This window comes from Corynebacterium sp. MSK032 (assembly GCF_030232065.1).
Classification (GTDB): Bacteria; Actinomycetota; Actinomycetes; order Mycobacteriales; family Mycobacteriaceae; genus Corynebacterium; species Corynebacterium jeikeium_D.
The window spans coordinates 1-12,687 of sequence record NZ_JASPJR010000024.1 but is presented as its reverse complement, the minus strand read 5'-3'; the positions used below and the strand labels follow the sequence as shown (position 1 = coordinate 12,687).

The following is a 12,687-nucleotide window of genomic DNA, read 5'->3' as shown; positions in this document are numbered from 1 at the left end:
TGGAAACTGCAGGGCAAGTAAGCCATACCGGGACCAGCGACTATCCCCATTATCAGGGACACTCACAAGGTAACGGGTAAAGAGAAATTGTTGACTTGTCCAAACCCCAGTAAGGGGAAGTGGGAACTTATATTTACAACGCTGAGTGTGTACACCCGTTGTGGGTAGGGCGTTTATAGAACCAGTCACTGTCGACTCGGTAGGGGGCTTTTCTGTCTTCGCTAGCGAAGCGTGGTACCTGATTGTGTCGGGTGGTGAAAGGTGGATGGGGCGTAGAGGTTCGGTAAAAAATCGGTGCCTGTGAGGTTTTATGCTTCGGGCTATAGGAGCTATGACTTTTCGGAGGTATGGCGCACAAAAATGCTCCCGATGCTAAATAGGCATCAGGAGCATTTTATGTTTCGTTACCGGGGTAGAACCCCAAGCTTCTTAGCGGTTCTTGCGGGCGATGCGGGTAGCGGCGACACCGCCGACAAGGAGAACCAGAGCGGCTCCGCCCAGGGTGGTGGCGTCAACGCCGGTGGCTGCCAGGCCAGTGCTCTGAGTCGAAGAAGCCTTCTTGGACTCCGAGGTATTCTGCTCAGACTTCTTGGAGTCCGAAACCTTCTTTACATTCTCGGAAGAGGTCGTCTTCTTGGACTCGGAAGCCTTCTTCTCGGCCTTTTCCTTGGCCTTCTTCTCTTCCTTCGTGCACTTGTTTTCGTTCTTGCACTCAGCAGAGATCTTGATGTCAACGTTTACCTTGACATCCTTGCCGTCCTTGCCCGGCTTACCGTCCTTGCCTGGCTTACCGTCCTTGCTATCCTTGCCCGGCTTACCGTCCTTGCCTGGCTTACCGTCCTTACCGTCCTTGCCGTCCTTGCCCGGCTTACCGTCCTTGCCGTCCTTGCCTGGCTTCTCGGTGTCCGGCTTGTCCGTGCCTGGCTTGTCAGTGTCCGGCTTCGCCTCGTCCTTGACGCAGACACCGAAGACATTCGGGTTGCCTGGAACTGGCTTGCTCATGTCGAAGTGCTCGCCCTCCGGGCACTGCTTATCAGAAATGCCTGGGTTTCCGGGGTCGCCCGGCTGGGACTCATTGTCGCCCGGTGTTTCGGGCTTAGGAGCTTCCTGGTCCGCGACGCACTGGAAGGTTCCGCCGACGTTCTCAAAGTGCTGGCCGTCTGGGCACTTGTCCGGCATTGGGGCCGGAATTCCGTCAGTGGAATCCTGCTCAGGCTGGTCTGCGACGCACTGGAAAGTGCCTCCGACGTTCTCAAAGTGCTGGCCGGCGGGGCACTCGGTCGGCATTGAGTCCGGAATCTGTGCAGTAGCGGTGCCTGCGCTTGCAATCATGCTGGCGGAGAAGGCAGCGGCGGCGATAGCCGTGGTGAACTTCTTCATGAAAACCTCTCAAGGAGTCAAACGGTCAGAGACCAATGAATATGATTTCGCCGTTCATCCCTCATCGTGCACGGCGGAAAATAAAACCAGGCCAACTGCGGTTAACTAGGTTCATGATTAACCATAAACTGGTTGATATATGAACGGTATTGGAGGTAGTTATAGGAATAACATCAGGTGCGCAGTGGCGTGCTTTGACCTGCTGCAATGCCGCCGGTTTGCTATTTGGCTTACACCATTCCGGGGGAGGTTCTTACTAAGGGTGGCCTTAGTAAAAGCTAGCCACTGGCGTTATCTTTCTGTTACCTAGCTGGTGGTAACTGGGTTGGATAAACGTTCTTTATGCAGTAGGGCATTCATATCTGGAGGCTCGTTTAATTGTCACGTTAAAATAACGAACAGTAATCTAACGTCCTTGAGTACAAAAGAGCTTCATCCTATTGCTATTTCTTACTTCCTATTGGTTACACCCGAATCGGGGCATTTAGGGTGGGTGGGCTGCAATCGTTGTCGATAGGCGAAGCTGTAGATATGTGCCAAATGGAGTATCCAGCGGGTACGGTAGAACAGTTAAGAAAAAACAAGGCAAAAGGGGAGCTGGAAACTTGTTTGAGTCTCTTTCCGATCGTTTGACGGGTGCCCTGCGGGGGCTGGGCGGGAAGGGCCGCCTGACTGAGGCGGATATTAACGCCACCGCCCGCGAGATTCGGCTGGCTCTTCTGGAAGCCGATGTCTCCCTCGAGGTTGTCCGTACCTTCATCAAGCGCATCAAGGAACGCGCTAACGAAATTATTGGCAGCCAGACTGTCAACCCGGCAAACCAGATTATTGAGGTCGTCAATGAGGAACTGATTAACATCCTCGGTGGCGAGACTCGACGGCTGAATATGTCGAAGCAGCCACCAACGGTTATCATGCTGGCCGGTCTGCAGGGCGCTGGTAAGACCACCTTGGCCGGTAAATTGGCCAGGTACCTCACGGATCAGGGGCACACCCCGGTCCTCGTCGCCTGTGACCTGCAGCGTCCGGGCGCGGTGCAGCAGCTGGAAATTGTCGCTGAGCGTGCAGGCGTGCCGTGCTTCGCACCGTTCCCGGGCACCAGCCTCGATTCCACCCATGAAATGGGCACCAGCGAGGACAATCCAGTTGACGCCGCGTTCCGTGGCCTCGCTTATGCTCGCCAGCATCGCCACGATGTGGTGATTATCGATACCGCAGGTCGCCTGGGTATCGATGAGGTTCTGATGAAGCAGGCCCGCGACATTCGCGATGCCATCAACCCGCATGAAGTTCTGTTTGTCATCGACTCCATGATTGGTCAGGACGCGGTAGAGACCGCCAAGGCCTTCCGAGACGGCGTTGACTTCACCGGCGTTGTACTGACCAAGCTCGATGGCGACGCGCGCGGTGGCGCTGCACTGTCTATCCGTGAGGTCACCGGTAAGCCGATTCTGTTCGCCTCCACGGGCGAGAAGTTGGAGGACTTTGACGTCTTCCACCCAGACCGTATGGCCAGCCGCATCCTGGGGATGGGTGACCTAAAGACGTTGGTTGAGGTCGCTTCCAAGGAAATCGATCATGAGCAGGCTGCCAAGTCCGCCCAGAAGATTGGTTCCGGCGAACTGACTCTTGAGGACTTCCTCGAGCAGATGATGATGGTCCGCAAGATGGGCCCAATCGGCAACATCCTCAAGATGCTCCCCGGCGGCGCGGAAATGTCCAAGGCCGCCGAGATGGTCGACGAAAAGCAGCTTGACCGCATCGAGGCGATTATCCGCGGTATGACTCCGGAAGAGCGCGAGAATCCGAAGATTCTGAATGCTTCACGACGTCGTCGTATCGCCAACGGTTCCGGTGTGTCCGTTTCAGAGGTTAACCAGCTCATCGAGCGTTTCAATGAGGCGCGGAAGATGATGGCGCAGATGGCCGGCCGATTTGGTATGGGCGGTGGTCGCCCATCGAACCGCAAGGCCAAGCGTGGTCGAAAGGGCAAGGGCAAGAATAAGCGCAAGGGCGCTAACCGTGGTCCAACGCCGCCGAAGGCAATGCGCGGTGGCGGAATGCCCGGTATGCCTGGAATGCCAGGTATGCAGGGCATACCGGGTATGCCTAGCATGGCTGAACTGCAGAAGCTGCAGAAGCAGATGGGTAATCAGCTGCCAGAAGGTATGGAGGACTTTGACCTCAACAATCTCGACTTCGGACAGGGCAAGAAGTAGCGGGGACTAGAAGTAGCTAGTCCCGCAGAGCCTTCTGAATCTGGCGGTCCATTTCAGGACTGAAAGTGGCCGCTAGTTCATCGGTGATGTGATTGCTGTCGCGGTAGACGTAGATATTGCCAATAACTTTACGGCAGGTGGTCGGACCGCAGAAGATGTCGGAGAAATCTAGACTGTGCCCGTTGGGGAAGTTCGCAAGAATCTCCTCAGCGGGATTTTCTGCATTTAGGGCAGTTTTGCGGTGGATAGTGCAGTCTTCTTCCGCTTCTTCGCATACGCTGGGGGAGAATTGGTCCAAGTCCTCCCGTAGCGCCCATGGGTTATCGCGGATGGCGAAGAAATCAATTCCGCGTTCTTGTAGAGCAGCGAAAAACGAAACGTAACCATCCGGTGTGTAGTCGCCGGGCTGCGGTGGGTCCGCCTGGAACAGGGGTCTGGTTGAAGTGGTGAAAACCATCTCTGGCTGAATCTCGTCAATTTTCTGCAGAGCCTCGAAAGTCCAGGCCACGCAGATATCGCCGACTCCGTGGATCGGTTCTAAGGTCGCTGGACAGCCTTGTCGGAGAAGAACCACCACTCGGTACCCGTTGTTTTTGCCGTAGGCATCAATCGGGGCAAACCAATGTTCCATGTGCGAGCCGCCGACGATGACAATCGAGTCACTAGCATCTGGATCACCGTAGACACACGGCTGGGTCTCATCGCGCCAACGGCGATTCGGCGGGAAGTATCCGACGTCCTCACCGCCTGTCGCAAGGCAGCCATCGAGGGCAGGTTCCGGCCAAAGGTCCGTGATGAAATCGGTATTCGGCTTTGTGGCTGCCTTGGGGACCTCGTACCCGTCGGTAAGCGCGAGTGCACCTGGATAGACCTCTGGATCTAGGCTGGTGGCGGAGGCGCGATCGACGCGCACCTGTTGCACGTTGACAAGGCTGGACATGCCGACCAACGCAATGACGACAACAGTGCCGACTGCCGCTAGACGACGAGCCGGGCGACGATGCTTCATTGCGTGGATTGCATCGCCGACGACGGGCTGAGTCCGGGTCGGTCGGCGAGTCGATTGAGCCAGCGGCAGCTCGACATACTTGTTGGTGAGTTTGGCCAAAATAAAGGAAACGACGATCACTGCGGTGCCAAGCTTCAGCCCCGGAGTATCGCGGTTGAGGTAGTTTATGGCCAGGATGAGAAGAGGCCAGTGCCACAGGTAGAGCGCGTAGGCGCTCTGGCCTACTTCGCGCATTGGGCGGCTGGCCAGGAACTTGGAGATCCAGCCCGCCTCAGGGCCGGCGATAATAATCAGCGCAGCACCACCGAGGGGCCATAGGGTCCAAGGGCCTGGGAACTGTGCGGCGCCGTCGAAGATGAAACCGGTGGAGACTACCAGTGCGAGGCCGATGCTGGCTAACAGCACTCGAAGTGGCTTGGGCATGGGGATGGATCCCCGGACAAGAATCAGTCCGAGTAGTGCGCCGAGGCAGAGTTCCCAGAGGCGGCTGACAGTGGAGTAGTAGTTCCACCCCTGGTTCTCGGAGTGCATATAGAAGGCATAGGCAATCGAGCCGAGAGTGATAACTGCCAGCAACGGAGTGAGGATTCGGCGGAGTTTACCGCCGGTAGCGTCGGTGCGCTTCGCCTCCACCGGTGAGGTAACCGCGCCGACAATCTGGGGTGAGCGCGTCATCCAGGCGAGTAGGGAGATGAGCAAAATGGAGCCGAGATAAAACTGGCCCTGTACCGACATTGACCACAGGTGCTGCAGTGGGGAGGTTTCGCTCTCTGCGGCTGCGTAGTCCGAGCCCTGGAGTGCCAGTTCATAATTTTGGTAGTAGAGCAGGCTGGCGCGGAGTTGCTGGGCAATGTCGATCGTGCGAAGCGATGGAATGAAGTAAATGACAAACAGGGTTGTCGCAAAGAGGACCAGCACTAGTGTCGGGATTAGGCGACGCAGCGTGCGCCAGATGCTCCACCATGGATTGATGGACTGCCGGGGATTGATGGCATTGCGGTACTGCGCGCCGAAGAAGAAAAACCCGGAGAGCAAGAGGAATACGTCCACACCACCGGAAACGCGGCCGACGTAAACATGGAAAAGGACTACGAGGGCAATCGAAATGCCCCGTAGTCCGTCCAAGTCATACCTATATTGGGTGCCGGTGGTTTTCATAGAATGTTACGTTACCGCACTGTCAACGACGTTCAGCTTTAGTGGGTATGCAGCGTTTCGAGTGCGCAGTTTTGTTAATTTCCAAAAACTGCTGGTAACATACCTCGAGTTGTCTCAATGAGAATCCTCAACTGAGGCACGACTGCGAATTCATCGGATCCGGCCACGGCCGCCCGGTGGTCACGCGCAGTGTAAATATCCCAAGGGCAAAACCGGTCCGAGGTACTTCGTTAGTAATTACTCGTGAGCTCGGATGCATAAGTATTGTCCAGTGACATAGAAGAAAGAGGAACTCCTCATGGCAGTCAAGATTAAGCTGCAGCGCCTGGGTAAGATTCGTACTGCTCAGTACCGCGTCGTCGTTGCTGATGCTCGTACCCGTCGCAACGGTGCGGTCATTGAGAACCTGGGCATCTACCAGCCGAAGGAAGAGCCGTCGATCATCAAGATTGACTCCGAGCGCGTTCAGTACTGGCTGGGCGTCGGTGCACAGCCGACCGAGCCGGTTCTGGCTCTGCTGAAGGTCACCGGCGACTGGCAGAAGTTCAAGGGTCTCGAGGGTGCAGAGGGCACTCTGAAGGTTGCTGAGCCGAAGCCGACCAAGCTCGAGCTGTTCAACAAGGCTCTGGAAGAGGCCAACAATGGCCCGTCCGCTGAGGCCATCACCGCTAAGCGCCGCGAGGCCAAGGAAGCAGCTAAGGCTGCTAAGGAAGCTGAGGAGGCCGCAAAGGCTGCCGAGGCTGAGGCTGCTGAGTCCGAGGCTTCCGAGGACGCCGAGTAATAAGGACGCTGAGTACGCCGCTTAGCTAATCCGGGCGCTACCTTATACTTCAAGACGAAGTGTTGGGTGGCGCCTTTTTGCTTTACGCGGGGTGTTTTACAGAGCCTTTATAAGAGAGGGAGTGTGCGCGTGTCGGTAGCTGACATGGTGCTTATTGGCCGAGTGATCAAGCCCCACGGTGTGCGCGGGGAAGTCGTCGTCGATGCGACAACGGATGACCCGGAAGGGCGTTTCGCAGTCGGGGCCACGCTGTTGGGTGTACAGGCCGGCCGTGAGGAACAGCTGACTGTGAAAACGGCACGCCCGCACCAGGGGCGTTTGCTGATTCGCTTCGAGGAGATTCCGGGCCGCAATGAGGCCGAGCGTCATCGGGGTATGAAGTTTTATGCCGAGCCCGTCTTCGAAGACGAGGACTTTTATGACTTTGAACTTGAAGGCCTGCGCGTAGTCCATAACGGCACGGATATAGGCGAGGTCACTTCTATCGTCCGCGCGCCCGCTCATCGTCTCCTTGAAGTCACGCTTGACGACGGGGCCCGGGAGGTACTCATCCCTCTGGTAGAGGACATCGTTCCGGAAGTTGACCTTGAGAATACTACCGTCACCATCACGCCGCCGGAAGGACTGTTGGAGCTGTGAGCTTACGTCTCGATGTAGTCACAATCTTCCCGGAGTACCTCGAGCCACTGCGTCATGCGCTGCTGGGCAAGGCAATTGAGCAGGGCATTTTGAGTGTCGGCGTACACAACCTGCGCGACTGGGCGCCAGGTGTACATCAAGTCGTGGATGACTCGCCCTACGGCGGTGGCCCCGGCATGGTTATGAAGCCGGATGTCTGGGGCCCCGCCCTCGACGAGGTAGCGACGCTGAAAGCGGAGCAGTCGCTCACGTCCGCGGTGCCACATTTGGACAATGTCCGCCATGATCAGAAACTGGGTTTGGCCGAGGAATCTTCCTATGCTGCAGCGGAAGTGCCGTCGTTAAGCGAAGAAGATTCAGCGAAGCCCCTGCTGATCGTCCCGACCCCGGCGGGCGAGCCGTTTACGCAGCAGATGGCGCAGGAGTTCTCACACGAGGAGCACATTGTGTTCGCGTGCGGGCGCTACGAGGGCATTGACCAGCGCGTTATTGATGACGCTGCTAATCGTTACCGCGTGCGTGAGGTCTCTATTGGGGACTATGTGCTGATCGGCGGGGAAGTGGCGGTGCTCGTGATTGCGGAGTCCGTCGTGCGGTTGATTCCGGGTGTGTTGGGCAATCGCAAGAGCCACGAGGAGGACTCGTTCTCTGACGGTCTGCTCGAAGGGCCGTCCTACACCAAGCCGCGCGAGTGGCGTGGACTGGCAGTGCCGGACGTTCTCCTCAGCGGCAATCACGCGCTGGTGGACAGTTGGCGGCGCGATCAGTCACTCATTCGCACGGCCGAACGTCGTCCGGATTTGCTTGCCGACGTCGACCTCAGCGCCCGTGACCGGGAAATAATCCAAGGAGTCATTGGGGAAGTAACCGAGGAGAACTGCTAGTGGCACGTGTTCGAATTGCGCGACCTCGGCACGTCATTGGTTGGTTAGCTGTCCTAGGGGCACTGGCGTGGTTCACTCAGACGCAGCTGGCGGGGAGCGTGGATCAGTCGTTTGCGGGCTGGGTCAGTGACCTGCATGGGGCGCGGGATGGCCGCGTCGATAGTGTGATGCTGGCTTTGAGCGAGATTATCCGGCCGATTTACATCGCGCCGGTCACGCTTGTTGCTGCGGCACTCCTGTGGTTCCGCTTCCGTGCGTGGGCGTTGCTACTGCCGGCGTCATTCGGTTCGTCGATTGCGGTGACTTATGCCATGAAGTGGTTTTTGGGCCGCGACCGACCGGGTGAGGAGTTCTCACTGGTCAACCTGCACGATGCGGCGTTTCCTTCTGCACATGTGGCAGCGGTTACTTCCAGCGGTATGGCCGCGATGCAGCTTGCCATCCCCGTATTGCGCCGTACAGCCCGCAAGTTGCTCGACTTGGCCATCATCGCGCTTATCGGCGCTGTGGCACTGTCGCGCGTGTGGGTCGGGGCACACTGGCTCACCGATGTTATCGGCGGCCTCATCGCCGGAGTTATCGGCTTAGCAGTTGCGCTGCTAGTTCTTAGGAGATGGCCACGAGCACGGCGCTACGCGCTGCCTTAGTCTCCTCGTAGAAGGCCACGAGTTCGCGGTACCGCTGTGTCGCAGTGGCTTCGTCGATAAGCGAACCATTGTCCGTGATGCGGGCGGCAAGATCGATGCTTGCCAGCGTCTGGTGCACGTCGCCGACGCGATCGGCGCGGATGACTGCAGACAGCGGCTTGCGGCAGACGCGGTCGGCGCCGAGGATGGCCTCCGCCAGCGGGTCGCCGAGTGCCTGGCCGTCGATGGGATTGCCGGTCAACGTGCGCAGCAGGGACTCCCAGTCCGTGTCGATGTCCAGGGCATCTTCGTCCGGAACGTCGACGAAGTGCTGCAGGATAATCTTCTCCGCGCCGTCGGTAACAAGCCCCGCCGTGCCGCCGTCGCTGGTCGCCGCAGGTGCTGCGACCTCAACTAACCGCGCTGCCTCCTCATCGGAAATGCGCAGGTATTCGGCACAGAGTTTCTGCTTCATGGGGCTCCTTTTCCGGTGTTTACTGCGAGCCTTCTGTGGGGCGTTCGCCAATTGGTACTTCCACGATAGTAAAGTTGCCCGGGTGATTTCATCAGTAATTGCCCGAGAACTCGCCGCCACTGGTGCGGACGTTGCCGAAAGTGCCGTCGCCGCCGCTATCAAGCTTCTCGACGAAGGCAACACCGTGCCTTTCATCGCCCGCTATCGCAAGGAAGTAACCGGCGGGCTCGATGACACACAGCTGCGTTTCATCGAGGAACGCGTCGTTTACCTGCGCGAACTAGAAGAGCGCAAGCAAACGATTCTCGCCGCCATTGAAGAGCAGGGAAAGCTTAACGACGATCTCAAGGCCGCCATCCTCGCCTGCGACACTAAGGCGCGGTTGGAGGATCTCTACCTGCCGTACAAGAAGAAGCGCAAGACCAAGGCCGATATTGCACGTGAGGCCGGGTACGAACCGCTGGTGGAGGAGCTGCTGGCCGACCCAGCCGCGGACCCCGAGACTCTGGCCACTAAGTACGGCGAGGCAGCTGGTAAGGATGCGAAGGACGCTCTGACCGGTGCCCGTGCCATCTTGGTCGATCGCTTCGCTACCGATGCTGATTTGGTTGGCTCTGTCCGTGAGCAGGTGTGGTCCTCCGGTTCCGCCGCCGCTGCCGTGGTGGAGGGCAAGGAGACTGCGGGTGCGAAGTACCGTGACTACTTCGAGCACAACGAACCTCTGGACACCATGCCTAGCCACCGCGTGTTGGCCGTGCTGCGCGGTGAGGCCGAGGGCATCCTGACGCTCAACATCGATGCGGGTGAGGATGAGACCTACGAGCACATGATCCGTGAGGCCTTTGAGCTTCCCGACGGCGGTACCTCCAAGTGGATTGACCAGGCCGTTCGTTTCGGTTGGCGCACCAAGTTGGAGGTGTCCGCTGCCCTCGATGCCCGCACTCGACTGAAGGAGCGCGCCGAGGCCGAAGCCGTGGATGTCTTCGCCCGTAACCTGCGTGACCTGCTGCTGGCCGCACCGGCTGGCCAGCGCGCCACTCTCGGCCTGGACCCGGGATACCGCAATGGTGTTAAGTGCGCCGTTGTCGACTCCACTGGCAAGGTGCTCGACACTGCCATCGTCTACCCGCACCAGCCGCGCAATGACTGGTCCGGCGCCAAGGAGCAACTGGCCACTCTCTGCGCCACGCACCGCGTGGAGCTCATGGCCATCGGCAACGGCACCGCTTCCCGCGAGACCGAAACCCTGGCCCGCGAAATCGCTGACCTGATAGCTCAGGCCGGTGGCAAGAAGCCGACCCCTGTGGTGGTTTCTGAGGCCGGTGCTTCCGTCTACTCCGCATCGTCCCTGGCAGCAGCTGAGTTCCCGGACATGGATGTATCTCTCCGCGGTGCCGTATCGATTGCCCGCCGCCTGCAGGACCCGCTTGCTGAACTCGTCAAAATCGATCCGAAGTCCATCGGTGTCGGCCAGTACCAGCACGACGTTTCCCAGACCAAGCTCGAGCACTCTCTCGATGCCGTGGTTGAGGATGCCGTCAACGCTGTCGGCGTCGAGGTCAACACCGCCTCCGCGCCGCTGCTCGGTCGCGTTGCTGGCGTGTCCTCGACTGTTGCGGACAACATCGTCGCTTACCGAGACGAAAACGGCGCTTTCACCTCCCGCAAGGAGCTGCTGAAGGTTCCGCGTCTTGGCCCGAAGGCCTTCGAGCAGTGCGCCGGCTTCCTTCGCATCCACGGCGCTAACAACCCGCTGGATGCCTCCGCCGTGCACCCGGAGTCCTACCGCGTCGTCGATGCCATCGCCGCTTCGACCGGCGTTAGTGTCCAGGAGCTCATCGGCAACTCCCGTGTCCTGTCCAAGGTGCGTGCTGCAGACTTCGTCGACGAGTCCGCAGGTATCGGCCTGCCCACCGTCCAGGACATCTTGACCGAGCTGGACAAGCCCGGCCGCGATCCGCGTCCCGAGTTCGTCACCGCCACCTTCAAGGAAGGCGTGGAGAAGGTCTCCGATCTTCAGCCCGGCATGATTCTCGAGGGCACCGTCACCAACGTCGCGGCCTTCGGCGCCTTCGTCGACGTCGGAGTCCACCAGGACGGCCTCGTCCACGTCTCCAACATGGCCCGCGGTTTCGTCTCCGACCCGCACGAGGTCGTCCGCTCGGGCGAGGTGGTCAAGGTGAAGGTTCTCGACGTTGATGTCGAACGCAACCGCATCGGTCTATCGCTCAGGCTTGACGACGACGCCTCGGATGCCAAGCCAAAGCGTGACGGCGGTCGCCGTGATGGTCGTGGAGGCGGCCGAAAGCGTGGTTCCCAGAATAAGAAGCGCGGTGGAGCCAACCGCGGTGGAGGCGGCGGTTCCATGGCCGACGCGCTGCGCAGGGCAGGCTTTTAGCGCTTGATCTGTTAGCGCTTGATTTATTAGCGCATAGCCTATTAGCGCATAGCGTCGATGCGGCTGTTGATCTCACCTGCGACAGCCGCAGCCATTCCATCCGGTACGGCGATGGTGTAATCGGACCCCGAGGTCTCAATCTTGACTGCCTCGCCTGACCGTGCCGCCACGGTGATGCGGCCATCATTGCCAAGTCGAAGCCCAATACCGCCACCGTCGGCCCAGTTATAAGTGGCGGGCTTCGCATATTTGATGGTTCGAAGCTCAATGGGGTGTTTCATCTTCAGCGGTCCACAGCCGTTAAAAACGGTAATGGAATCTGTCTTCGGGTCCGTGTCTAGTGTCATGCCGGTTTCATATGCGATGAGGAATAGCGGCGTGCACAGCAGAAAAACAATGCCGAGGCTTGGCAGGAACACTGCGAGCGCTACAGACACCACGCACCAGACTGCGAGGGCGATCTTGACGCCCTTAGAGATGGTCACACTGACGTCGATGGGAGTCGGGTCTCCTTCTCGATGGGGCAACTGTGGCGATGTCGGCTCGGTGACCGTGGCGTCGGTAAGCGAGGAGTAGTCCTTGAGGCGGCGCGTCACGAACAGGGCAGCTACTAGGCCGATGATGACGCCGGCTATTGCATAGATCCAGCTGATTCGGGCGGTCGTAGGGTCTGTCGTGCCGATCTGCGGGATGATAATCGCGAATTCAACGCCGATTAAGAAGCCGCAGAGAGCGAGGTTGGTTATTGCAATTGGCTTGCGTACGATAAGCGGCGTACTGGTCTTGGCGCCGAGCCAACCGATCTGCGCACATGCTATGACGATGATCGCCATAATCAATGTGCTTTGAATCGGCGGCATGAAACCGTTGGGAGTGTCGTTAACGCTCCAATGCGTTGCTAATTGCTCCGGTAGTCGGTCGGAAATAGCAATTACCCACAGAAGCTGTGCAATGGCCAGAACGCACGGGGCGATGATTGTTCCTCGAACAATCCAGGAGTCAAAGCGTGGAATCTGCTGCATGGAGACAATCTAGCAGTTGGGGGGGTGTCCCTATGTTTTTGTCAAGTGTCAGGCCGATGTTGGCGAGTACAGTCTTGGGGGTAGTTTCTTAGGCGT

Annotated in this window: 10 protein-coding genes; 6 read left to right on the top strand and 4 right to left on the bottom strand. The window is 58.6% G+C overall.

The features are described from left to right. Positions 1 to 429: 429 nt before the first annotated feature. Complete coding sequence (locus QP995_RS10565) at positions 430 to 1,380, bottom strand: hypothetical protein (RefSeq protein WP_049194017.1); 951 nt, start codon at positions 1,378 to 1,380, stop codon at positions 430 to 432. Positions 1,381 to 1,985: 605 nt separating this feature from the next. Between QP995_RS10565 and ffh the strand changes: the two genes are divergently transcribed. Next, positions 1,986 to 3,599 (top strand): signal recognition particle protein, encoded by a 1,614-nt coding sequence (gene ffh, locus QP995_RS10560; protein WP_049189530.1) that lies wholly within the window; start codon positions 1,986 to 1,988, stop codon positions 3,597 to 3,599. A gap of 16 nt (positions 3,600 to 3,615) precedes the next feature. Here the strand turns inward: ffh and QP995_RS10555 are convergent, their stop codons facing one another. Beyond that, complete coding sequence (locus QP995_RS10555) at positions 3,616 to 5,766, bottom strand: acyltransferase family protein (RefSeq protein WP_049189529.1); 2,151 nt, start codon at positions 5,764 to 5,766, stop codon at positions 3,616 to 3,618. 298 nt (positions 5,767 to 6,064) lie between these two features. On the opposite strand from QP995_RS10555, the gene rpsP reads away from it, so the two are divergent. From rpsP to QP995_RS10535, 4 genes are all read left to right on the top strand, one after another. Next, on the top strand, positions 6,065 to 6,547 hold the full coding sequence (rpsP, locus tag QP995_RS10550) for a 30S ribosomal protein S16 (RefSeq protein ID WP_038628648.1): 483 nt from the start codon (positions 6,065 to 6,067) through the stop codon (positions 6,545 to 6,547). Positions 6,548 to 6,691: 144 nt separating this feature from the next. Continuing rightward, positions 6,692 to 7,186 carry a ribosome maturation factor RimM gene (rimM, locus tag QP995_RS10545; protein WP_049189548.1) on the top strand — a complete coding sequence of 165 codons (495 nt, stop codon included), beginning with the start codon at positions 6,692 to 6,694 and terminating at the stop codon, positions 7,184 to 7,186. Next, on the top strand, positions 7,183 to 8,070 hold the full coding sequence (gene trmD, locus QP995_RS10540) for a tRNA (guanosine(37)-N1)-methyltransferase TrmD (protein WP_284853191.1): 888 nt from the start codon (positions 7,183 to 7,185) through the stop codon (positions 8,068 to 8,070). The genes rimM and trmD overlap by 4 nt, the downstream gene beginning before the upstream one ends. Then, positions 8,070 to 8,717, top strand: coding sequence for a phosphatase PAP2 family protein (locus QP995_RS10535; protein ID WP_049189527.1), 648 nt, complete (start codon positions 8,070 to 8,072; stop codon positions 8,715 to 8,717). The genes trmD and QP995_RS10535 overlap by 1 nt, the downstream gene beginning before the upstream one ends. Here QP995_RS10535 and QP995_RS10530 read toward each other — a convergent pair. Beyond that, positions 8,677 to 9,171, bottom strand: coding sequence for a DUF1877 family protein (locus QP995_RS10530; RefSeq protein ID WP_049171521.1), 495 nt, complete (start codon positions 9,169 to 9,171; stop codon positions 8,677 to 8,679). The genes QP995_RS10535 and QP995_RS10530 overlap by 41 nt on opposite strands. Before the next feature lie 82 nt (positions 9,172 to 9,253). Between QP995_RS10530 and QP995_RS10525 the strand changes: the two genes are divergently transcribed. Continuing rightward, positions 9,254 to 11,569: a Tex family protein gene (locus tag QP995_RS10525; RefSeq protein ID WP_284853190.1), complete on the top strand. Its 2,316-nt coding sequence runs from the start codon at positions 9,254 to 9,256 to the stop codon at positions 11,567 to 11,569. Positions 11,570 to 11,610: 41 nt separating this feature from the next. Here the strand turns inward: QP995_RS10525 and QP995_RS10520 are convergent, their stop codons facing one another. Beyond that, complete coding sequence (locus QP995_RS10520; RefSeq protein ID WP_187404211.1) at positions 11,611 to 12,591, bottom strand: DUF1648 domain-containing protein; 981 nt, start codon at positions 12,589 to 12,591, stop codon at positions 11,611 to 11,613. Positions 12,592 to 12,687 lie beyond the last annotated feature (96 nt).